General features: G+C 70.9%; 22 protein-coding genes. 3 read left to right on the top strand and 19 right to left on the bottom strand.

The window, feature by feature from the left end; translation table 11 throughout:
* Positions 1-156: 156 nt before the first annotated feature.
* The 10 genes from tatC to ACIRQ9_RS27550 form a co-directional block, all read right to left on the bottom strand.
* Positions 157-1,101 (bottom strand): twin-arginine translocase subunit TatC, encoded by a 945-nt coding sequence (gene tatC, locus ACIRQ9_RS27595; RefSeq protein ID WP_404178914.1) that lies wholly within the window; start codon positions 1,099-1,101, stop codon positions 157-159.
* 47 nt (positions 1,102-1,148) lie between these two features.
* Complete coding sequence (gene tatA / locus ACIRQ9_RS27590; protein WP_404178911.1) at positions 1,149-1,424, bottom strand: Sec-independent protein translocase subunit TatA; 276 nt, start codon at positions 1,422-1,424, stop codon at positions 1,149-1,151.
* Positions 1,425-1,684: 260 nt separating this feature from the next.
* The gene (locus ACIRQ9_RS27585) at positions 1,685-1,879 is read right to left on the bottom strand and encodes a hypothetical protein (RefSeq protein ID WP_404178908.1); all 195 of its coding nucleotides are present in this window, start codon (positions 1,877-1,879) and stop codon (positions 1,685-1,687) included.
* Positions 1,880-1,889: 10 nt separating this feature from the next.
* The gene (locus tag ACIRQ9_RS27580) at positions 1,890-2,123 is read right to left on the bottom strand and encodes a hypothetical protein (protein WP_404178948.1); all 234 of its coding nucleotides are present in this window, start codon (positions 2,121-2,123) and stop codon (positions 1,890-1,892) included.
* A gap of 111 nt (positions 2,124-2,234) precedes the next feature.
* Positions 2,235-3,215, bottom strand: a complete 981-nt coding sequence (locus ACIRQ9_RS27575; protein WP_404178905.1) for a helix-turn-helix transcriptional regulator — start codon at positions 3,213-3,215, stop codon at positions 2,235-2,237.
* Between the two features lie 19 nt (positions 3,216-3,234).
* Positions 3,235-4,212: a helix-turn-helix transcriptional regulator gene (locus ACIRQ9_RS27570; protein WP_404178902.1), complete on the bottom strand. Its 978-nt coding sequence runs from the start codon at positions 4,210-4,212 to the stop codon at positions 3,235-3,237.
* A 206-nt stretch (positions 4,213-4,418) separates the two neighbouring features.
* Positions 4,419-4,790, bottom strand: coding sequence for an FKBP-type peptidyl-prolyl cis-trans isomerase (locus ACIRQ9_RS27565; RefSeq protein WP_351320428.1), 372 nt, complete (start codon positions 4,788-4,790; stop codon positions 4,419-4,421).
* 75 nt (positions 4,791-4,865) lie between these two features.
* On the bottom strand, positions 4,866-5,867 hold the full coding sequence (locus tag ACIRQ9_RS27560; RefSeq protein WP_404178899.1) for an FKBP-type peptidyl-prolyl cis-trans isomerase: 1,002 nt from the start codon (positions 5,865-5,867) through the stop codon (positions 4,866-4,868).
* A gap of 105 nt (positions 5,868-5,972) precedes the next feature.
* A complete protein-coding gene (gene pafA / locus ACIRQ9_RS27555; RefSeq protein ID WP_404178896.1) occupies positions 5,973-7,334 on the bottom strand; it encodes a Pup--protein ligase in 1,362 nt (453 codons plus the stop codon).
* Between the two features lie 9 nt (positions 7,335-7,343).
* Positions 7,344-8,603 carry an MFS transporter gene (locus ACIRQ9_RS27550; protein ID WP_404178893.1) on the bottom strand — a complete coding sequence of 420 codons (1,260 nt, stop codon included), beginning with the start codon at positions 8,601-8,603 and terminating at the stop codon, positions 7,344-7,346.
* 88 nt (positions 8,604-8,691) lie between these two features.
* Between ACIRQ9_RS27550 and ACIRQ9_RS27545 the strand changes: the two genes are divergently transcribed.
* Complete coding sequence (locus ACIRQ9_RS27545; protein ID WP_404178890.1) at positions 8,692-9,768, top strand: LacI family DNA-binding transcriptional regulator; 1,077 nt, start codon at positions 8,692-8,694, stop codon at positions 9,766-9,768.
* A 15-nt stretch (positions 9,769-9,783) separates the two neighbouring features.
* On the opposite strand, the gene prcA is transcribed toward ACIRQ9_RS27545, so the two are convergent.
* The 6 genes from prcA to arc form a co-directional block, all read right to left on the bottom strand.
* Complete coding sequence (gene prcA / locus ACIRQ9_RS27540; protein WP_404178887.1) at positions 9,784-10,542, bottom strand: proteasome subunit alpha; 759 nt, start codon at positions 10,540-10,542, stop codon at positions 9,784-9,786.
* Positions 10,543-10,613: 71 nt separating this feature from the next.
* Complete coding sequence (gene prcB / locus ACIRQ9_RS27535) at positions 10,614-11,459, bottom strand: proteasome subunit beta (protein ID WP_404178884.1); 846 nt, start codon at positions 11,457-11,459, stop codon at positions 10,614-10,616.
* Positions 11,411-11,635 (bottom strand): endonuclease domain-containing protein, encoded by a 225-nt coding sequence (locus tag ACIRQ9_RS27530; protein ID WP_404178881.1) that lies wholly within the window; start codon positions 11,633-11,635, stop codon positions 11,411-11,413. Before ACIRQ9_RS27530 ends, prcB begins: the two co-directional genes overlap by 49 nt.
* A gap of 128 nt (positions 11,636-11,763) precedes the next feature.
* On the bottom strand, positions 11,764-11,982 hold the full coding sequence (locus tag ACIRQ9_RS27525) for a ubiquitin-like protein Pup (protein ID WP_351320440.1): 219 nt from the start codon (positions 11,980-11,982) through the stop codon (positions 11,764-11,766).
* Between the two features lie 195 nt (positions 11,983-12,177).
* Positions 12,178-13,689, bottom strand: a complete 1,512-nt coding sequence (gene dop, locus ACIRQ9_RS27520) for a depupylase/deamidase Dop (protein WP_404178877.1) — start codon at positions 13,687-13,689, stop codon at positions 12,178-12,180.
* 244 nt (positions 13,690-13,933) lie between these two features.
* A complete protein-coding gene (arc, locus tag ACIRQ9_RS27515; protein WP_404178874.1) occupies positions 13,934-15,700 on the bottom strand; it encodes a proteasome ATPase in 1,767 nt (588 codons plus the stop codon).
* Positions 15,701-16,269: 569 nt separating this feature from the next.
* Between arc and ACIRQ9_RS27510 the strand changes: the two genes are divergently transcribed.
* Complete coding sequence (locus ACIRQ9_RS27510; protein ID WP_404178871.1) at positions 16,270-16,575, top strand: ferredoxin; 306 nt, start codon at positions 16,270-16,272, stop codon at positions 16,573-16,575.
* A 45-nt stretch (positions 16,576-16,620) separates the two neighbouring features.
* On the opposite strand, the gene ACIRQ9_RS27505 is transcribed toward ACIRQ9_RS27510, so the two are convergent.
* The 3 genes from ACIRQ9_RS27505 to ACIRQ9_RS27495 form a co-directional block, all read right to left on the bottom strand.
* On the bottom strand, positions 16,621-17,202 hold the full coding sequence (locus tag ACIRQ9_RS27505) for a hypothetical protein (RefSeq protein WP_404178868.1): 582 nt from the start codon (positions 17,200-17,202) through the stop codon (positions 16,621-16,623).
* 476 nt (positions 17,203-17,678) lie between these two features.
* Positions 17,679-18,581, bottom strand: a complete 903-nt coding sequence (locus ACIRQ9_RS27500) for a tRNA (adenine-N1)-methyltransferase (protein ID WP_404178865.1) — start codon at positions 18,579-18,581, stop codon at positions 17,679-17,681.
* A 50-nt stretch (positions 18,582-18,631) separates the two neighbouring features.
* Entirely contained in the window at positions 18,632-20,134 is a 1,503-nt protein-coding gene (locus tag ACIRQ9_RS27495; RefSeq protein WP_404178862.1) for a site-2 protease family protein, read from the bottom strand.
* 140 nt (positions 20,135-20,274) lie between these two features.
* Between ACIRQ9_RS27495 and ACIRQ9_RS27490 the strand changes: the two genes are divergently transcribed.
* Positions 20,275-21,216, top strand: a complete 942-nt coding sequence (locus ACIRQ9_RS27490) for a RecB family exonuclease (protein ID WP_404178859.1) — start codon at positions 20,275-20,277, stop codon at positions 21,214-21,216.
* Positions 21,217-21,243 lie beyond the last annotated feature (27 nt).

Here is a 21,243-nt window from a genome sequence, read left to right as displayed (position 1 = left end):
GGCGGGGGTGTTGTGGGGTGATTGTTCTGTGGGTTGTCTCGCGTCCGGGCCCCACCGGCAAACGCTAGATTATTTCTGGGGCCGGGGGGGGGGGGGGGGGGCGGGGGCCCCCGCGCGGCCGGGCGCGCCCACCTCTCGAAGGCCGGATCGGACCGGTCAGGTCACGTCGTCGTATCCGTTGACCCGCTCCGGGGCCTCGGGCCGCGTGCGGGCGGCGGAGACGGTCTCGACCTCGCCGATGTCGTCGGGCGTGAGGTCCAGGTCCGAGGCCTCGTCGTCGTCGGGGCCCTCGGCCTCGCGGCGGCGCCTGCGACGGTCGTTGAGCAGCGAGAAGAGGACCGCGCCGAAGTACAGCACCCAGATCGGCCCCGCGAGCGCCAGCATCGAGAGCGGGTCGGTGCTCGGGGTGGCGACGGCCGCGAAGACGGTGATCCCGAGGATCATCGCCCGCCACCAGCCGAGCATGCGCGCGCCGGTGACGATGCCGGTGAGGTTGAGCATGACCAGCAGCAGCGGCAGCTCGAAGGAGAGGCCGAAGACGATCACCATGCGGGTGACCAGCTGGAGCAGGTCGTCCAGCGGCAGCAGGTTGCTCACGCTGTGCGGGGTGAACTGGAGGAGCACCTTCGCGGTGGTCGGCAGGACCTTGTAGGCGAAGAACGCGCCGCCGAAGAAGAGCGGGACGCCGGTGGCGACGAACCCGTAGGCGTACTTCTTCTCGTGCCGGTGCAGACCGGGCGCGACGAAGGCCCACAGCTGGTACAGCCAGACCGGCGAGGCGAACACCACACCCGCCATCAGCGAGACCTGGAGAGCCAGCGTGAAGGGCGCGAGCAGACCGTTGATCGTGATCTGCGCGCAGGGGTGCGAGTCCGACTTGGACCTGGCCAGCTCCCCGAAGGCCTGCTCACAGCCGACCGAGTCGAGGACCGGCCGGGTGAGGAAGTTGATGATGTCGTTGTAGAAGAAGGCGGCGACGACCGTCACGACGACGATGGCCAGCATGGCCTTCGCGAGCCGGTTGCGGAGCTCACGAAGGTGATCTCCGAGAGGCATCCGCCCCTCGGGATCCCTCTCCTCTTTGCGGGCAGACTTGGGCAACCCACGTCCTCATCTCGTGCGGCAGGCCGGGAGTCACCGGCCTTGCGTCAGCGCTGGGTGGTGTCCGACGGCTCGTTGACCGGACGGGAGCTGGTCACGTCGCCGGGGGCCGCCTGGATGGTGCGCTGGGCCTGCTCGCCGGTGGCAGGCGCCTGGGCGGAGGAGGAGTTGCCGTCTTCCTTCATCGCCTTGGCCTCGCTCTTGAGGATGCGCGCGGACTTGCCGAGCGAGCGGGCCATGTCCGGAAGCTTCTTCGCGCCGAACAGCAGGATGACGACGACAAGGATGAGAATGATCTCGGGAGCGCCGAGCCTTCCGAACATAAGTCTTTACCTTCTCACCGAGGCGGCTGGGTGGGGTGCTGTCCGATCAGTCAGACATGTGTCCGAGTAATCGCGCTGACAGCGATCGTAACGCTCTGGGGTAAACGTCAGGCAATCCCCGTGCGTACGCCCGGTCCGCGGTACGGGCCTCGTTATCCGTCCCGCGAGCGCCAGCGTACCTGCCGTGGTGGCCGACGTGACAGGGCGAAGTGACACAAACCGCTTGTGGCGCACTCCTCACACCTGTTCCACCGCGGGTCTCAGAGGGTGTCGGCGCTGCGGGCGGCACCGGCGGCGGCCCGTTCCAGGTCCTCGGCGGCGCGGCTGATCCGCCGCGCGGAGTCCGTGACCTGTACGCCGAGGCGCCGCGCCTCCAGGAAGACCCGGACGGCGAGCACGCCGAGCACGGCGAGACCCACGAAACCCACTGCTACCGCGAACATCGGCCAGAACATGCGGCCGAGCCTAGACGGTGGGGTGCAACCGCAGGGTCCTGACCCCGCCGCCGGTGAGCAGCTCGACGATCCGCTCGCCCGCCGGCTTGCGGACCAGCGTGTCGCAGTCGGGGCAGGTGAAGGAGTAGAACGTCGTCCTGCTGGTGGCTCCGATGGCCAGGCGCAGGGCGCTGGCGGCGAGCTCGAAACTGCCCCGGCAGTCCGGGCAGCCGGCCCGGAACACGACGGGGTCCACTCTTCTCATCCCGGCGAACGCGGCCGCGACCGTGACGTCCTTCGTACCCGCGACACCGGAACCCGAAGTCTCGTTCAAACCCCTCGCCCCTTCTTCATGATCGTCCGCCGCCGGTGCACCTCAGTCGTCGTACGCCGCCAGGGCCGCGCGGGCCGCCTCGCGGGCGCTGTCGGCCAGCTCCGGCGGTGACACGATCCGGCCGTCACCGCCGAGCCTGAGCGCCAGCCGGCGCAGGGAGGCCGGATCGGGGGTGCGCAGGGTGATACGCAGGCCGCCGTCGGGAAGCTCATCCGCGCTGTCGTGCGGGTAGTACTCGGCGACCCAGCGTCCGCCGGGACCGACCTCGACGACCACCTCGGGGTCCTCGGCGGCCGGCTGCACCAGGGCCTCGGACAGGTCGCGCAGCTCGATCTCGGGCGGCGCCGACGGCTCGTCGAGGATCTTGATCTCGGCGACCCGGTCGAGCCGGAAGGTGCGCCGCGCCTCGGAGCGGCGGCACCAGGCCTCCACATAGGTGTGGCCGACGCTGACCAGGCGGATCGGGTCGATCTCGCGCTCGGTGACCTCGTCGCGGGCCGGCGAGTAGTAGCGGATCCACAGCCGGCGGCGCTCGGAGATCGCCCGGTCCACGTCGGCGAAGACCCCGCCCTCGGACTCGAAGGTCACCGACAGCCGGGCGCTGGCGTCACCGGCCTCGCCGGCCGCGGTCTCCACCTTGGCGGTGGCCCGCAGCAGCGCCTGCCGGTCGCTCTCGCGCAGTCCGGGCAGGGTGGCCACCGCGCGGGCCGCCACCAGCAGCGCGGTCGCCTCGTCGGCGGCGAGCCGCAGGGGCTCGGCGGCCTCCTCGCCGAGCGCCGCGGCGTTGTGCCACCAGATGCGCTCGCCGTCGGTGTCGATGTCCAGCAGGTCGCCGCCCCGGAAGCTGGTGCCGCACATGGGCAGCACGTCGAGGTCGGAGACCAGCTCGTCCTCGGTGATGCCGAAGGCACGGGCCACGTCCGCGATCCGGGCGCCGGGGCGCTCGCGCAGATAGGTCACCAGGGAGAGCATCCGCCGGGTCTGGTCGATGGCGTTCACGGGCCTGACCGGTTTGCCTGCCACTGTCTTGCTCCGCTCCCCCTCAGCCCTTGGCCACGGCACGCAGCCGGTCCACCACGTCCGCACGCAGCTCGGCCGGTTCCAGGACCACCACGTCAGGCCCGAACTCCACCAGCCAGGCGTCCAGACCGTGCCCGTACGGAATCTCCAACTCGTCCCAGCCGTCTCCGAGTTCCCGCACCGCCGTGGCCTTCGCCCGCAGCGGGTAGCCGGCGTCGGAGCGCAGCCGGATCAGCGCCGAGCGGTCGGCGATCTCGCCGGCCCAGCTCGCGACGGTCTCGCGGACCGTGACCACGTCCGGGACGGGCGCGGTGAGCCGTGTGCCGCGGGACCGGACCCGGCCGGTGATCCGGGACAGCCGGAACACCCGCTCGGCGCCCCGGTCCCGGTCCCAGCCCGCCAGGTACCAGTGGCCGCGCCAGCACTCCAGGGCCCACGGCTCCACGTGCCGGGATTCGGGGCGGGCCGCGTTGGCCTTGCGGTAGTCGAAGAGGACCGGACGGCGGTCACGGCAGGCCAGCATCAACGGCTCGAAGGCGGCCTCGTGCACCGGGATGCGCGGCTCCAGGGCGCCGTGCGCCTCGTACGGGTCGACGTCCTCGGGCAGCCCGGCCGCGCGCAGCTTCTGCAGGGCACCGCTGGCCGCGCCGGCGAGGCGGGCCTGCTGCCAGACCTTGGCGGCCAGTCCCAGCGCGGCGGCCTCCTCGGCGTCCAGCGTGACGGGAGGCAGCCGGTTGCTGTCGCGGCGGGCGAGGTAGCCGACCTCGCCGTCGAGGTTCTCGACGGTCTCGATCACCAGGCCCAGCTCGCGCAGGTCGTCCTTGTCCCGCTCGAACATCCGGTTGAAGGAGTCGTCGCTGCCCCCCGCGCCCTTCCCCGGCCCGGACGCCTCGACGTAGGCCTCGATGGAGTCCCGCAGCTCACGCTTGCTGAGCGGCCGCCTGGTCCCCAGCAGGCACAGCGCCAGGTTCATCAGCCGCTCGGCCTTGGCAATGGCCATCGACGCCCTTCGCCTTCCCTATGGTGCTTCTGACCGATGACCGTACCGCCCCGGAGTGGCACGGCAAAAGCCAGTGCCAACAATGAGGGCCGAAACGGACAGGACACGACAAACAGCAAGGGCCCGCGCACACGGCACGGGCCCTCGTCCGGCCGGTTTCCGACCGGGACGGTCGGCGCCGCGGCGGCGCCGGCCTGGGGCGGGGATCAGACCGCCAGCAGGTCCACGACGAAGATCAGCGTCTCGCCGGGCTTGATCGCGGGGGTCGGGCTCTGGTCGCCGTAGGCGAGGTGCGCGGGGATGGTCAGCTGACGCCGGCCCCCGACCTTCATGCCCTGCACGCCCCGGTCCCAGCCCGCGATGACCCGGCCGCCGCCCAGCGGGAAGCGGAACGGCGCGCCGCGGTTCCAGCTGGCGTCGAACTCCTCGCCCGTGCTGAAGGCGACACCCACGTAGTGCACGGTGACGGTCTGGCCGGCCTCGGCCACCTCGCCGTCGCCCTCCCAGAGATCCTTGATCTCCAGGTCGGCCGGAGGCGCACCCTCGGGGAAGTCGATCTCGGGCTTGTCGATGCTCACGTCTAACGCTCCTGCTTGTGTACGACACGGAACCCGGACAGTCTTTCATCCCCGCCCGGGGTGACGCCGACGCGACTACATCGCCGCCAGGAGATCGACCGTGAAGACCAGCGTCGACCCCTTCTTCACCACACCACCGCTCGGCGGGTTGTCGCCGTAGGCGAGGTCCGGCGGTACGACGATCAGCAGCCGGCTGCCGATCTTCTTCCCGGTGATGCCCTGCGCCAGACCCTTGACGACCTCCTGCATCTGTTCGATCGCGAACTGGGCCAGCCGTCCGCTCCCGTACGTCTGCTCGAAGGCCTTGCCGCTGTCCCAGACCTCGCCCTTGAACTGGCACAGGACCGTCTGCGAGGAGGTCACCGCCGGGCCGTCGCCCTCCAGGACGTAGTTCGACACCAGCGTCTTGGGCGGATCGGCCTTGGGGATGTCGATCGACGGGGCCTTCCCGTCGGTGTTGGTGCCGACCTTGGGCAGCGCGGCGTCGCTCTGCGGGACGGGCTTGCCGGTGCTGGAGCTCTTGGAGTTGAACGAGTTGATCACGTCCACCACGAACACCAGCGTGTCGGTGCCCTTGATGCCGGCCTGCGCGTTGCCCGCCGTGCCGTAGCCCCAGGTCGGCGGGACGGCCATCAGGACCCGGCTGCCGGCCTTCTTGCCGGCGAGGGCGTACCGCCAGCCGTCGATGATGCTGCCCTGGGCGAGCTGCATGAGCAGCGGCGTCCGGTCGTAGGACTGGTCGAAGACCTTGGCCGTGGACCAGATCTGCCCGAGGTAGTTGGCCTGGATGAAGTCGTTCTCCGCGACCGTCCTGCCGCTGCCCGCGATCACCGTCCTGACCGCCAGGTCCTTCGACGGGTCGCCGGACCCCTTGGCCACCGTGGGCTTCTCGCCGAACTTCGTACCGGCCGTGATCGCCGGCAGCGGCCCGTCCACGATCTTCGGCGGCGGCACCGAGGAGGCGGAGGCCGACGGCGCCGCGCTGGCCTTGCTGGAAGCGGACTTGTCGTCGCCGCACGCGGCGAGCGTGACCAGTCCTGCGGGTACGGCGGCAAGGAGGAGAGAGCGTCGGCGCACGGAAAACAGCCTCATCATCGGTCGATCTTGCGGATGCGTGCGCGCAACTCTACGACGTGACACGGGCGCCGTACGGAAAACGTACGGCGCCCGTGTGGCGTTCGCTCACATACCGGCGATGAGCTTCTCCACCCGGTCGTCGACCGAACGGAACGGGTCCTTGCACAACACCGTCCGCTGAGCCTGGTCATTGAGCTTCAGATGCACCCAGTCGACCGTGAAGTCCCGGCGCTGTTCCTGTGCCCGCCGGATGAAGTCGCCGCGCAGCCGCGCCCGAGTCGTCTGCGGCGGTACCGACTTGGCTTCGAAGATCTTCAAGTCGTTGCAGATCCGGGCGGCTTGGCCCTTTCGCTCCAGCAGGTAATACAGGCCCCGCCGACGGTGGATGTCGTGATAGGCGAGGTCTATCTGCGCCACTCGCGGATGGGACATGGTCATGTTGTGCTTGGCCCGGTACCGCTCAATGAGCTTGTACTTCATCACCCAGTCGATCTCGGTGCCGATCCGGTCCAGGTCCTCGGCCTCGATCGCGTCCAGGGTGCGGCCCCACAGCTCCAGGACCTGGTCGACCGTCCCGGTGCGGATGCCGCGGCGCTCGACGAAGTCCACGGCCTTCTCGTAGTACTCCCGCTGCACCTCCAGAGCGGAGGCCTCGCGGCCGCTGGCCAGGCGCACCTTGCGCCGGCCGGTGATGTCGTGGCTGACCTCGCGGATGGCCCGGATCGGGTTCTCCAGGGTCAGGTCCCGCATCACGGTGCCCGCCTCGATCATGCGCAGCACCAGGTCGGTGGCGCCGACCTTGAGCAGCATGGTCGTCTCGGACATGTTCGAGTCGCCCACGATGACGTGCAGCCGGCGGTAGCGCTCGGCGTCCGCGTGCGGCTCGTCCCGGGTGTTGATGATCGGCCGGGAGCGGGTCGTCGCGGAGGAGACGCCCTCCCAGATGTGCTCCGCCCGCTGGCTGACGCAGTACACCGCACCGCGCGGGGTCTGCAGCACCTTGCCGGCGCCGCACAGCAGCTGCCGGGTCACCAGGAACGGGATGAGGATGTCCGCGAGGCGGGAGAACTCCCCGTGCCGCGCCACCAGATAGTTCTCGTGGCAACCGTAGGAGTTGCCCGCCGAGTCCGTGTTGTTCTTGAAGAGGTAGACGTCGCCCGCGATTCCTTCCTCGTGCAGGCGTCGTTCGGCGTCCACCAACAGTCCTTCGAGAATGCGCTCGCCGGCCTTGTCGTGGGTGACCAGTTCGGTCACGTTGTCACATTCGGGTGTCGCGTATTCCGGATGTGATCCCACGTCGAGATAGAGCCGGGCGCCGTTACGAAGAAAGACATTGCTGCTACGGCCCCATGACACGACACGGCGGAAGAGGTACCGCGCCACCTCGTCAGGCGACAGGCGGCGCTGTCCCCTGAACGTGCACGTGACGCCGTACTCGTTCTCCAGCCCGAAAATGCGGCGGTCCATGACTGAACATTACGCCCGATCCCCTGAGCTGAAACGGGGTTCGACAGCACGATTTGGATCATTTTCCGATGAAGCCGCAACCACCGTGCCCCCACCGGGAGCTGCGAGGACCCGTCCCGTGGCCGCCAGGACCAGCAGGGAGACGCCTCCCGCGACCGCCGGCACCGCGAAGCCCCACAGCGCCCCGCCCGCCTCGACGACCGGGCCCGCCAGGCCCGTTCCCACCGACGATCCCACCGTGAACGTCGTCACAAGCCAGGAGAAAGCCTCGGTGACCGTCCCGCGCGGCGCGTGCCGGTCCACCAGGACGAACGCGCAGGCGATCGCCGGCGCCAGGAACACCCCGGCCACCACGGTGAGCAACACCATGGCCACGGCCGAGGGCATCAGCATCAGCGGCAGGTAACACACCGCCAGAAGCGCCACCAGCCCCCGCAGTCGCACCGCCGGCTCGCCCCGCCACTGCCGGGACCCGTACACCGTCCCGCCGAGCAGCGCGCCGAGCCCGAGCCCCGCCATCATCCAGCCGTACACCCCGTCGCCGCCGTGGTCGTCCGCGTACGGCACCGACGCCACCGTGATGGACCCGAGCGCGATGCCGACGAACAGGAACGCGCCGAGGAGCGCCAGCAGCCCCGGCGAGCGCAGCGCGCCCAGCCAGTGCGCCTCGCGCGGCGCCGAACGCCAGGCCCGCGAGGGCGCGGAGACGACCACGGAGAGCGCCCCGAGCACGCCCACCGCGTTCACCACCAGCAGCGCCGCCTGCGCCGACCACAGCGACACGCACAGCGTCACCAGCAACGGCCCGACCGTGAACATCACTTCCTGGGCCACCGCGTCCATGGCGTAGGCCGTGTGGACCTGCTCCTCCTTGCCGAGCACGCTCGGCCACAGCGCGCGCAGGCCGCCCTCCAGCGGCGGCGTGCACAGTCCCGCCGCGGCCACGCACGCGTAGGCGAGCGGCAGCGGATCGGTGCCGCAGAAGGCGAAGCCCGCCATGGCCAGCGCCGACGCGATCGCCGCGGGCAGCTGGACGCGCGGCTGTCCGTGCACGTCCACCCACCGGCCCAGCACCGGCTGGCCCACCGCGTTGGCCACGCCGTACGCGGCCGCCAGTCCGCCCGCCAGGCTGTACGTACCGCCCTCGGCGCGCACGAACAGCACGATGGCCAGCGCGGCGGTGGCGTTCGGCAGCCGGCCCACCAGGGTGCCCGTCAGCAGGCGGACCGCGTGTCTCGCCCTGAGGATCTCCAGGTACCCCGCGGCCATGGCCCGCCTCCAAGTGTTACGTATAACGTGCGCTTCCATACGTACCATGTGCGCAGTTCACACGTCCAGACGAAGGAGCCCGCGCCCGGTGGCACGCAGCAGTACGCGCCCGACGAGCCGCGACGTCGCCCAGGCCGCCGGCGTCTCCCAGGCGGCCGTGTCCCTCGTCCTCGGCGACAAGTGGCGCGGCCGGGTCTCCGAGGCCACCGCGGAACGCGTCAGGGAAGCCGCGCGCGACCTCGGCTACCGCCCCAACCTCGCGGCCCGCAACCTCCGCCTCGGACACACCCGCACCGTCCTGCTGGTCGTCCCCGCGCTCACCACCGAGTTCTTCGCCGGCGTGTACACCGGCGCCGCCCGGGTGGCCGCCGAGCACGGCTTCGGCGTGGTGCTCTACCCCTCCCCCGAGGGGATCGGCCCCGCCCGCGACCCCTTCGCCTCCGCCCCGGCGGCCCTCGACGGCGTCATCGCCTCCTCCATGGCCGCCGACGCCCTCAGCGTCATCCGCGGCGACCAGCTCCCGCTGGTGATGCTCGACAGCGACCCGGACGGCAGCCTCGGGGCGGCCACCGTCAACCTGGACATCGCCGACGGCGTCCGCCAGGCCGCCGCACACCTGCTGGGCCTCGGCCACCGCCGCTTCCTCCACCTGGCCGCCGACGTCGCCTCCTGGACCTTCGAGGTGCGCGCCCGCGAACTGGCCGCGAGCACCGCCCGGGTGCCCGGCGCCCTCGTCCGCACCGTCCGCGCCCCGATCTCCATCGACGGCGCCCTGGCCGCCACCGAGGCCGCCCTGGCCGCGCCGGGCCCCCGCCCCACCGCCCTCGTGTGCGACGACGACAAGCTCGCCGCCGGCGCCTACAAGGCCCTGCGGCGCCTGGGCCTGCGCGTTCCCGACGACGTCTCCGTCACCGGCCTCGACGACCTGGCGCTCGCCACCGCCATCGATCCCGAGCTGACGACCGTGCGGCTGGACGCGGAGCTGTTCGGCGAGCGCGGCATGCACGCCCTCCTGGCCGTCCTGGAGGGCCGCACACCGGACGCCGGGGACATCCCCGTGGAACTGGTCGTTCGCGGCTCCACGGCCCCTCCGCCGCCCGCCGGGGTCCCGGCCGCGGACACGCCCGCGCCCCGCCCGGACGAACTGCCGGGCGGGGCGCGCTGAACAGGGGGCGAGGGGTTACTCGACGTCTCCGCCGGACTCCTCGGCCTCGTCGGCGGCCGCGGCCGTGGCCGCACCCTCCGACTCCAGGAGCCGGTCGAGCTGCGGGCCGCCGATCCGCTTGAACTTGCGCTGCTGGGGACGCGTACGGTCCAGCACCGCGACCTCCAGGCGCTCCGCCGGGATCTCGCGCTGCGTGCCGTTCGACTCCCGGGACAGGGCGGTCACCGCCAGCCTCAGCGCCTCCGCGAGGGTCATGCCCTCCCGGTGCTCGCGGTCCAGGTAGCTGCTGATCTGCTCCGCGTTGCCGCCGACCGCCACCGAACCGTGCTCGTCCACGATCGACCCGTCGTGCGGCAGTCGGTAGATCTGGTCGCCCTCGGGGGTCTCCCCGACCTCGGCGACCACCAGCTCCACCTCGTAGGGCTTCTCGGCCGCGCTGGAGAAGATCGTGCCCAGGGTCTGCGCGTACACGTTGGCCAGACCGCGGGCCGTCACGTCGTCCCGGTCGTAGGTGTAGCCGCGCAGGTCCGCGTAGCGCACACCGCCGATCCGCAGGTTCTCGTACTCGTTGTACTTGCCGGCCGCCGCGAAGCCGATGCGGTCGTAGATCTCGCTGAACTTGTGCAGCGCGCGGGAGGGGTTCTCACCGACGAACACGATGCCGTCGGCGTACTGGAGCACCACCAGGCTCCGACCGCGCGCGATGCCCTTGCGGGCGTACTCCGCACGGTCCGCCATGGCCTGCTGAGGTGAGACATAGAACGGCGTCGACACCGGTATCCGTCCCCTTCCTTAGGGTTCCGTCGAAGTCACTGGGATCACCTTCACAACAAGCGCCGGGCGCCTCAGAGCAGCGCCGCGCGCGGGCCGTCCGGCTCCTCCAGGCGGCGCGCCAGCACCGCACGGGCGAGCTCGGAGGACTCGTCGTCGGTGAGCCGGCGGAACCCGTCCTCGGTGATCACGGTGATGATCGGGTAGATCCGGCGGGCGACATCGGGACCACCGGTCGCCGAGTCGTCGTCTGCCGCGTCGTACAGGGCCTGCACCACGAGGGTGGTCGCCTGCTCCTCGGTCAGGTTGTCGCGGAACAGCTTCTTCATCGCCCCGCGGGCGAAGACCGAGCCCGAGCCCGTCGCGGAGAAGTGGTGCTCCTCGGAACGGCCGCCCGTGACGTCGTAGGAGAAGATGCGCCCCTTGCCGCGGTCCACGTCGTACCCGGCGAACAGCGGGACGACCGCCAGGCCCTGCATGGCCATGCCGAGGTTGGAACGGATCATCGTCGACAGCCGGTTCGCCTTGCCCTCCAGCGACAGCTGAGCGCCCTCGACCTTCTCGAAGTGCTCCAGCTCCAGCTGGAAGAGCTTGACCATCTCCACGGCGAGGCCGGCGGTGCCGGCGATGCCCACCGCCGAGTACTCGTCCGCGGGGAAGACCTTCTCGATGTCGCGCTGGGCGATCACGTTGCCCATGGTGGCGCGGCGGTCGCCGGCGAGCACCACGCCGCCGGGGAAGGTCACCGCCACGATCGTGGTCCCGTGCGGCGCCTCGATCACGCCCTGCGTGGGCGGCAACTGCCGCTTGCCGGGCAGCAACTCCGGCTGGTGGACACCGAGAAAATCCATGAACGAAGAGGATCCGGGCGTCAGGAAGGCAGCTGGCAGACGCCCGGTACTACGAGTGTTGGCTTCCACGGAGTTCCTTCCAGGTTGGCGGCTGCCCGACGAACAGCGTCGGGATCGTCTCCCAACTTGCCGATGGCCGAATTGCAGTTGAAGCTCGGTACGCCTCGGACCCTACCCGCCTTGCGGCGGTGATCCACGTCCGCGGGCGGTGCAGTCGGTCGGATCTCGCGGAAGAGGGCCGGCACTCCCGCGGCCCCTGATACGAAGGCTGCGCGCGGCTCGGTCCGCCCGGGCCACGCGCACCACTTCGTCACGGTCGACGCCCCCGACAGTTGCGATCCTCGCCCACCTTCGATTCGAAGGGAAAGGGAGGCTACTGCCCGCCCTTTTGAACGAAAGATCGCACGAAGTCCTCCGCGTTCTCCTCCAGGACGTCGTCGATCTCGTCAAGGACCGAGTCCACGTCGTCGCTCAGCTTCTCGTGGCGCTCCTTGAGGTCCTCGGATGCCTGCGACTCCGCCGCCTGCTCCTCGGCCTCCTCGGTGGAGCGCGTCGCCTTCTGCTGACCGCCGCCGGTGTCCTTGGTTGCCATAACCCTCACCCCGCTCAGTTCGCGTTCGCCCGACATGGTCGCCAGGTCGGCATTCCTGCCGATCGGTGATGATCAGACCCTACAAGCCGGGTCCGACATCGGCCCCGCAGTTTCTCCAACGTACGGGGGCCACCTCGATGATTCCCGGACGGCGGGATTTTGACCCCGGTCGCCCGGTGCGGTCCGGATTCCCGGTCAGTTGCCGGACAGGACCCTGACCAGGTCTTCCGCGGTGCGGCAGCGGTCCAGCAGCTCCTTGACGTGATTTCGCGTTCCGCGTAGCGGTTCCAGGGTTGGGACGCGCTGGAGGCTGTCCCGGCCGGGCAGGTCGAAGATGACCGAGTCCCAGCTCGCGGCGGCGACGTCGTCCGCGTACTGCTCCAGGCAGCGGCCGCGGAAGTAGGCGCGGGTGTCCTCCGGCGGGCTCGTGCGGGCCTTCTCGACCTCCGCGTCGGTGAGCAGCCGCTTCATGCGTCCGCGGGCCGCGAGGCGGTTGTAGAGGCCCTTCTCGGCCCGTACGTCGGCGTACTGGAGGTCGAGGAGGTGGAGCTTGGCGGCGTCCCAGTCCAGGTCGTCGCGGCGCCGGTAGCCCTCCATGAGCTCCTTCTTGGCCACCCAGTCCAGCTCGCCGGCGAGACTCATGGGGTCGTTCTCCAGCCGGTTGAGCGTGTCCTCCCAGCGCTGGAGGACGTCCCGGGTCTGGTCGTCGGCGTCCGCGCCGTAGCGCTCCTCGACGTATTTGCGGGACAGCTCGTAGTACTCCATCTGGAGCTGTACGGCGGTGAGCGTGCGCCCGCTGCGGAGCGTGATCAGCCGCTTGAGGCCCGGGTCGTGGGAGACCTGGTGGAGGGTCCGTACGGGCTGGTCGACGGCGAGGTCGACCGCGATGAACCCGTCCTCGATCATCGACAGCACCAGGGCCGTGGTCCCGAGCTTCAGGTAGGTCGAGATCTCCGAGAGGTTCGCGTCGCCGATGATCACGTGCAGCCGCCGGTACTTCTCGGCGTCCGCGTGCGGCTCGTCGCGGGTGTTGATGATGGGCCGCTTGAGGGTCGTCTCCAGGCCGACCTCGACCTCGAAGTAGTCGGCGCGCTGGCTGAGCTGGAAACCGTGTTCGTGGCCGTCCTGGCCGATGCCGACGCGGCCCGCGCCCGTGACGACCTGGCGGGAGACGAAGAAGGGCGTGAGGTGGCGCACGATGTCCGAGAACGGGGTCTCCCGCTTCATCAGGTAGTTCTCGTGCGTGCCGTAGGAGGCGCCCTTGTTGTCGGTGTTGTTCTTGTAGAGGTGGATGGGCTGGGCGCCGGGGAGCTGGGCGGCCCGCTCGGCGGCCTCGGCCATGATGCGTTCGCCGGCCTTGTCCCACAGCACGGCGTCGCGCGGGTTGGTGACCTCGGGGGCGCTGTACTCGGGGTGGGCGTGGTCGACGTAGAGACGGGCGCCGTTGGTGAGGATGACGTTGGCGAGGCCGATGTCCTCGTCGGTGAGCTGGCTGGAGTCCGCGGCCTCGCGGGCGAGGTCGAACCCTCGGGCGTCCCGCAGCGGGTTCTCCTCCTCGAAGTCCCAGCGGGCCCGCCGCGCCCGGTGCATCGCCGCCGCGTACGCGTTGACGATCTGGGACGAGGTGAGCATGGCATTGGCATTGGGATGGCCGGGGACGGAGATGCCGTACTCCGTCTCGATGCCCATTACTCGCCGTACGGTCATGCGGCCCTCCTTGCCCGGCGGAGCCCTCGGTCGTGGGCTCCGCTCGCGTACCGCTGGCGCTCCGGTGCGTGTGCGGTGCCCGTCCCCGCACTGCGCGACTCGGCGGTAGGAAAGAGCCTAGAACGCCTTTGCACTGGTGGGGAGATCATTTGCGTCATTGCCTTGCTCGCCTCGGTTCCGGACCCGGCCGGAAAAACAGTCGGCTGCGGGTACCCGGTGGGGGCACCCGCAGCCGCCCTGCGTTTTACAGGTACTGCCCGGTGTTCGCCACCGTGTCGATGGAGCGTCCGGTGTCCGCGCCCTGCTTTCCGGTGATGAGGGTGCGGATGTAGACGATCCGTTCACCCTTCTTTCCGGAGATGCGGGCCCAGTCGTCCGGGTTGGTGGTGTTGGGCAGGTCCTCGTTCTCCTTGAACTCGTCCACGCAGGCCTGGAGGAGGTGGGAGACGCGCAGACCCTTCTGCTTGTGCTCCAGGAAGTCCTTGATCGCCATCTTCTTGGCGCGGCCGACGATGTTCTCGATCATCGCGCCGGAATTGAAGTCCTTGAAGTAGAGGACTTCCTTGTCGCCGTTGGCGTAGGTGACTTCCAGGAAGCGGTTCTCCTCGGATTCGGCGTACATGTGTTCCACCGCCGTCTGGATCATGCTGGCGACGGTGGTGCCCTTGCTGCCGCCGTGCTCGCCGAGGTCGTCGGAGTGCAGCGGGAGGCGCTCGGTCAGGTACTTTCCGAAGATGTCCTTGGCCGCCTCGGCGTCCGGACGCTCGATCTTGATCTTCACGTCGAGCCGGCCGGGGCGCAGGATGGCCGGGTCGATCATGTCCTCGCGGTTCGAGGCGCCGATCACGACCACGTTCTGCAGGCCCTCGACACCGTCGATCTCGGCGAGCAGCTGCGGGACGATGGTGTTCTCCACGTCCGAGCTGACGCCGGAGCCGCGGGTGCGGAAGAGCGACTCCATCTCGTCGAAGAAGACGATGACGGGCGTGCCCTCGCTGGCCTTCTCCCGGGCACGCTGGAAGACGAGGCGGATCTGCCGCTCGGTCTCGCCGACGTACTTGTTCAGGAGCTCGGGGCCCTTGATGTTGAGGAAGAAGCTCTTGCCTGCCGCCTGGCCGGTGACCTCGGCGACCTTCTTGGCCAGCGAATTGGCGACGGCCTTGGCGATGAGGGTCTTTCCGCATCCGGGGGGCCCGTAGAGCAGGACGCCCTTGGGCGGGCGCAGTTCGTGCTCCTTGAACAGGTCCGGGTAGAGGTACGGCAGCTCGACCGCGTCGCGGATGGCCTCGATCTGGCCGCCGAGACCGCCGATCTGCTCGTAGCCGATGTCGGGGACCTCTTCGAGGACGAGCTCCTCGACCTCGCTCTTCGGCACGATCTCGTAGACGTAGCCGGAGCGGGGTTCGAGCAGCAGGGCGTCGCCGGGGCGGATGGTGACGTCCAGCAGCGGCTCGGCGAGCCGCACCACCCGCTCCTCGTCGGTGTGGCCCAGCACGAGGGCGCGCTCGCCGTCCTCCAGGATCTCCTTGAGGGTGACGATGTCGCCGACGCGCTCGTACTCCATGGCCTCGACCACGTTGAGCGCTTCGTTGAGCATGACTTCCTGGCCGCGCCTGAGGTCGTCCAGGTCGACGCTCGGGCTGACGTTCACCCGCAGTTTGCGGCCGCCGGTGAAGATGTCGGCGGTGCCGTCCTCGATGGCCTGCAGGAAGACACCGAAGCCGGCGGGCGGCTGTGCGAGCCGGTCGACCTCCTCCTTGAGGGCCACGATCTGGTCGCGGGCCTCGCGGAGCGTGTTCGCCAGTCGTTCGTTCTGGGCGGACACGCCGGCCAGGTTCGTCTGCAGCTCGACGATCCGCTCTTCGAGAATCCTCGTGTGTCGCGGAGAGTCGGCGAGCTTGCGTCGCAGGACGGCGATCTCCTGCTCAAGATAAGCGATCTGCCCGGCCGGGTCATCGGACCCTCGTCCCGGGCGGATGCCGCGGTTCATGTCGTCGTCGTGGGCTGCCACGGTCCTCACCTCCTCCAAGGGGAGCTGGACGCTTCCAGACCCTACCTGGGTGGGTGTCGATTGAAACCCCTAGATCACAAAGACTGTCAAGGTGTGTCGTCGGTCACCCGTTGCTTCTCCCCCGTGCCCGGTGGATACCCACTCAACGCGATGTGGAAGCCGCGTGTTCCGGGCGGGGAGCGGTCAAAACCCTCCGTGACTGACCGGAGTTGTCCGCTCCGATGCCGGTTCAGGGGTTGTGCCCCGGCCGGGGCTCCCTTACACAGAGCAACCGGGCGCGCGACGGGGGTGGTCACGGACCCGTGCCGCGGGTTGGCTCAAGTCGATCGATCCGGTGGCCGAGGGCCGCCCTCGGGCGGGGCCGCGTGCGCCGGGCGCACGGTCGGAAACGGTCGCAAACGGTCCGCGGGGGCGCCCGGCGCGGGCGCGTGCGCGGGTCGGCCGCGGGGCGGCGGGCCCGGCCGGAGGGGGTGCGGGCGGAGGTAGGGTCGGGGGGAGTTCAACACCCGCCGGGGCGGGACCGGGTGACGGCCGGTTCCGGCAGCCCGGCGCTTTCGAGGGCAGGAGAGATGACCGTGCAGCAGGAGGCCCTGGCCGGCGCGGAGGCGCTTGAGGTCTGGATCGACCAGGATCTGTGTACCGGTGACGGGATCTGCGCCCAGTACGCCCCCGAGGTGTTCGAGCTGGACATCGACGGCCTGGCGTACGTGAAGGGCGCGGACGAGGAGCTGCTGCAGGCGCAGGGGGCGACCGTGCCGGTGCCGCTGCCCCTGCTGACGGACGTGGTGGATTCGGCCAGGGAGTGTCCGGGCGAGTGCATCCACGTGCGCCGGGTCGCGGACCGGGTCGAGGTGTACGGTCCCGACGCGGAGTGACGTTCCGGCCACCCCGCGTGGCCCGGACCCGTACGGGTGCCGCGGTCAGACGCTGCTGGTGGCCGCGGGGGTGTCGCCGACGAACGCATGGCCGTTCCACCGCCAGGACGCGGTGGCCTTCACGTCCGGGCAGCAACTGGGCACGTCGTCCGTGGAATAGCCGAGCAGGGTCGCGGTGACCGTTCCGTCGGCGACGGCGAAGTCGGTCACCGTGCGCCGCTCCTTGGGGTCGACGAGGGTGGCGACGACCCGGGGCCGGGTGGCGCCGGCGGCCTGGGTGAGGACGTAGACGCCGTCGGGCGGGGTGCCCATGGCCGCGTCGCAGTGGACGACCGCCACGGTTTCCGGCCTGCCGTCGCCGTCGAGGTCGCCGGTGGCCTTCTTCACGACCACCTCCTTCACGGGCCCGCAGTCGAGCGGGAAGTCCACGCCGGTGGTGCTGGGCGGCGCGGTGGCCGCGGGGGTGGGCTTCGGCTCGGCGCCGGCGGCGGGCTGGGCGGCTTTGGCCGAGCCCGGCTGGAAGAGCGAGGACAGCGCGATGACCCCGGTCAGGGCAGTGGCCGTGGCGAGCCAGTGCATGGGACGGGTGTCGGTGTGAGCGAGCTCCGGGACCACGGATTGCTGCACTAGGAGTGTCTCCTGTGAGGCCTGTGCCGGTGGGGAATGGCCTGCATAGTGCCACACGTCACAGGGGGTGGGGAACGGCGGGGTCGCCTTCCGCGGACGGGCGTTTCCCGCCTCTCCCGGGGAACCTCCCGGACGCCGGGAGGGAGCCTGCGACGAGCGGGCGCGGGGAGTGGGCGCGGGGAGTGGGGCGCCGCTCCTCGCGGGACCGGCTGCGAGGGCGTCCGCGGGCGCGGGGAGACGAGGGGACGGCGAGTGCGCCCGGGAGGTGCGCGGGCCGGGCTCCTGGAGGCCCTGGAGCCGTGAGGCGCCTCGACGGCCCGGTCGGCCGGTTCTTCTGACGGCGGGGCCGGGCGGGCGGCGGGTGGGCCGCGGCCGCCGGGGAGTCCGTCAACGCGGGAGCGCCGCTGTCGAGTTCCGGACGGGTCCGGGGAATTCGGCAGCGGCGCTCTCGCGTTGCGGCGGCTGGGGACGACGGCTCAGCGGCCGGCGCCACCGTCGGCGTTGGGGCCCTCGTAGTCCTCGCCGTAGGCGCCCTTGGCGGGGCGGCGGCGGCGCATGGGCGGCTCGACGCCGTCCGCGAGGCGGCGGGCCGTGAGCAGGAAGCCGGTGTGGCCGATCATCCGGTGGTCCGGGCGGACGGCGAGGCCTTCCACGTGCCAGTTGCGGATCATCGTCTCCCAGGAGGTCGGCTCGTTGAAGCAGCCGATCTCGCGGATGGACTCGACGGTCCGCGCGAGCTGGGTGGTGGTGGCGACGTAGCAGCACAGGATGCCGCCGGGCACGAGCGCCTTGGAGACGGCCTCCAGGCACTCCCACGGAGCGAGCATGTCGAGGATGACCCGGTCGACGTCGGTGTCCGAGAGGTTGTCCTGGAGGTCGCCGACGGTGAGCTGCCAGGCGGGGTGTTCGCCGCCGAAGTAGCGCTCCACGTTCTGCTTGGCGATCTCGGCGAAGTCCTCGCGGCGCTCGTAGCTGTGCAGCATGCCCTGGTCGCCGATGGCGCGCAGCAGGAAGCTGCTGAGCGATCCGGAGCCGACGCCGGCTTCGACGACGCGCGCGCCGGGGAAGATGTCGGCGAAGGACAGGATCTGCCCCGCGTCCTTCGGGTAGACGACGGCTGCCCCGCGGGGCATGGACAGGACGTAGTCGGGGAGCAGGGGGCGCAGCGCGAGGTAGGCCACGTTGCCGGTGGTGCGGACAACGCTGCCCTCGGGAGCACCGATCAGTTCGTCGTGCGGGAAGGAGCCCTTGTGGGTGTGGAAGTTCTTCCCTGCTTCGAGCGTGAACGTGTAGTGGCGGCCCTTGGGGTCGGTCAGCTGAACCTGGTCCCCGACCTTGAAGGGCCCGCGCCTGCGGGCGGCACCGGTCGGTTCGGACATGTGAACAGCCTACCGGGGTTTGCGCAGCGGCCCGACCACCCGGCCCTGCGCTAGGACGGCCTGGCCATGGCCCTGACGAAGGCCCGTTCCACGTCGGCGGCCGACAGCACGCCGTAGATCTCGCCGGTCTCCTCGACCACCAGGTACTCGGTGGCGGGGGTGGCGCGCAGCACGTCGAGGAGGTCCTCCCCGGCCAGCTCGGCGGAGACGCGCATGCCGTCGGTGAGGTCCTGGGCGAGCCCGCTGACGGCGACCCAGGGACGCCGGTGCTCGGGTACGCCGACGATGGCGGCCTCGCGGACCAGGGAGAGCGGGGTGCCGTCGGCGTCGACGACGACCAGGGCGCGGGCCCCGGCGGCGTTGGCGCGGCGCAGGGCCTCCGAGAGCGGGGTCTCGGTCTCGACGGGGACGGCGCGGCGGGTGAGGGTGCGGGCGCGCAGCTCGGGGAGGTGTTCGCGCAGCCGTGCCATGCGCAGGCTGTTGCCTGCGCCGGTCCAGATGATCGCGGCGAGGACGGCGGCGAGCAGCCCGTCGGTGAGAGCGTCCATGCCGTTGGCGTTCTCGGTGCCGCCGCCGAAGGCGCCCGAGTAGTTGAGCAGCGGCAGGCCGATGAGCACGGAGACGGCGAGGGCGCGGCCGACCCAGGCGGCGGCGACGGTGCCGCTCATGGGCCTGCCGGTGATCTTCCAGACGACGGCGCGCAGCATCCGGCCGCCGTCCAGGGGCAGACCGGGCAGCAGGTTGAAGGCGGCCACGATGAGGTTGGAGACCATCAGGCCGGCCAGCAGGACGCCGGGGACGGTGCCGGGTTCCACGGGCTGCATGGCGAGGTAGAAGAGGCCGGCGAGGACGAGGGAGAGCAGGGGGCCGACGAAGGCGAGCACGAACTCCCGTCCGGGGGTCTCGGCCTCCTTCTCGATCTCGGAGACGCCGCCGAAGAACTGCAGCTGGATGCGGCGGACGGGGAGCTTGAAGCGGATCGCGGCGACCGTGTGGGCCAGTTCGTGGACCAGGACGGAGGCGTAGAAGGCGATGGCGAAGAAGAGGGAGACGAGGTAGCGGGCGGCGCCGAGTTCGGGCAGCACGCGGTCGAGCTGGCCGCCGAAGACCCAGGTGATCAGGGCGGCGACGACGAACCAGCTGGGGGCGACGTACACCGGGACGCCGAAGGGGCGTCCCATGAGCAGGCCGCCGCCGGGTTCCCTGGGCCGCCGCGGGGGCTTTCCCTTGGCCATGCCGGTGGGCTCGGGGCCGGGGCCGCCCGTGGAGGCGGAGCCGGGGGCCGGGGACGCGGGGGCCGCCTGCGGGGTCGTCCCGCTCTCCGGGCGGGGAGCCTCGCCGTGCGCGTGCTCGTGCTCGCGCTCCGGGCCGGGCGGCTCGGCGGACGGTGCCGGCTCCGGTTTCCCGGCCGGCGTCCCGGTCCGGTGCGGCGGTGTCGGGGCGTCGGCGCGGTCCGGGCCCGCGTCGTTGGTCGGGGCCGTAGGAGCTGCGGGCTGCTCGGCCGGTTCGGAGTCGTCCGACCGGGGCTGCCCGCTCCCGCCGCTCACGTCCACGATGTCCCCTCGTTAGATGCGTCGTCTCCGGTCGATGGTATGCGGCCGTCGTGGCACGTCCCGCCCCGGCACCCCTTGTGTTGGCCGGGGGGTCGCGCGCGTTGGGTGACTGTCAGTGGCGGGCCGTATGGTCTGTGGTCATGGAGAGCAGCATCGAGGACGCCCCGCCGGCCGAGGGCGCGGCCGTCACGCAGGAGCAAGGGCCGGTCACGGCGGTGCGATCGGCCGCGGCCGGTCCGCCCTCGTCGCTGTCGCCGTCGCGGGCCGGCGACTTCATGCAGTGTCCGCTGCTGTACCGGTTCCGGGTGATCGACCGGCTGCCGGAGAAGCCGAGCGAGGCGGCGACCCGCGGGACGCTGGTGCACGCGGTCCTGGAGCGGCTCTTCGACGCGCCCGCGGCGGAGCGGACCGTGCCACGGGCCAAGTCGCTGGTGCCGGGGCAGTGGGACCGGCTGCGGGAGAGCCGGCCCGAGGTCGGCGAGCTGTTCGCGGACGATCCCGAGGGCGAGCGGCTGACCCGCTGGCTGGGCGAGGCGGAGCGGCTGGTCGAGCGCTGGTTCACGCTGGAGGATCCGGTCCGGCTGGAGCCGGTGGAGCGGGAGCTGTTCGTCGAGACCGAGCTGGAGTCGGGGCTGCGGCTGCGCGGGATCATCGACCGGGTCGACGTGGCGCCGACCGGCGAGGTGCGGATCGTCGACTACAAGACCGGCAAGGCACCGCGGCCCGAGTACGCCGAGGGCGCGCTGTTCCAGATGAAGTTCTACGCGCTGGTGGTGTGGCGGCTGAAGAACGTGGTGCCGAGGCGGCTGCAACTGGTCTATCTCGGCAGCGGCGACGTGCTGACCTACGACCCGGTCCTCGCCGACCTGGAGCGGGTGGAGCGCAAGCTGCTCGCGCTGTGGGAGGCGATCCGGGAGGCGACGGAGACCGGGGAGTGGCGGCCGCGTCCGACGAAGCTGTGCGGCTGGTGCGACCACCAGGCGCACTGCCCGGAGTTCGGCGGCACTCCCCCGCCGTACCCGCTGCCGGTGAGGTCGGCCGGGTCCGGGGACGCCGGGCAGGGCAGAATGGGCGCGGACTAGGGGCTGTCCGGCGGATCAGGCCGCGGG

This window comes from Streptomyces sp. NPDC101237, from assembly GCF_044767465.1.
In the GTDB taxonomy this organism is placed as follows: Bacteria; Actinomycetota; Actinomycetes; order Streptomycetales; family Streptomycetaceae; genus Streptomyces; species Streptomyces gramineus.
The sequence above is the reverse complement of the archived record's forward strand: the minus strand, read 5'-3'. Positions and strand labels throughout refer to the sequence as shown.

Coding starts and splice junctions, on each gene's coding strand:
- ACIRQ9_RS27490 (WP_404178859.1), top strand. CDS start 20,275: ATGGAGAGCAGCATCGAGGACGCCCCGCCGGCCGAGGGCGCGGCCGTC.
- ACIRQ9_RS27580 (WP_404178948.1), bottom strand. CDS start 2,123: ATGAGAAGAGTGGACCCCGTCGTGTTCCGGGCCGGCTGCCCGGACTGC.
- ACIRQ9_RS27570 (WP_404178902.1), bottom strand. CDS start 4,212: ATGGCCATTGCCAAGGCCGAGCGGCTGATGAACCTGGCGCTGTGCCTG.
- pafA (WP_404178896.1), bottom strand. CDS start 7,334: ATGGACCGCCGCATTTTCGGGCTGGAGAACGAGTACGGCGTCACGTGC.
- tatA (WP_404178911.1), bottom strand. CDS start 1,424: ATGTTCGGAAGGCTCGGCGCTCCCGAGATCATTCTCATCCTTGTCGTC.
- ACIRQ9_RS27550 (WP_404178893.1), bottom strand. CDS start 8,603: ATGGCCGCGGGGTACCTGGAGATCCTCAGGGCGAGACACGCGGTCCGC.
- ACIRQ9_RS27585 (WP_404178908.1), bottom strand. CDS start 1,879: ATGTTCTGGCCGATGTTCGCGGTAGCAGTGGGTTTCGTGGGTCTCGCC.
- ACIRQ9_RS27525 (WP_351320440.1), bottom strand. CDS start 11,982: ATGGCAACCAAGGACACCGGCGGCGGTCAGCAGAAGGCGACGCGCTCC.
- ACIRQ9_RS27510 (WP_404178871.1), top strand. CDS start 16,270: ATGACCGTGCAGCAGGAGGCCCTGGCCGGCGCGGAGGCGCTTGAGGTC.
- ACIRQ9_RS27500 (WP_404178865.1), bottom strand. CDS start 18,581: ATGTCCGAACCGACCGGTGCCGCCCGCAGGCGCGGGCCCTTCAAGGTC.
- dop (WP_404178877.1), bottom strand. CDS start 13,689: ATGACCGTACGGCGAGTAATGGGCATCGAGACGGAGTACGGCATCTCC.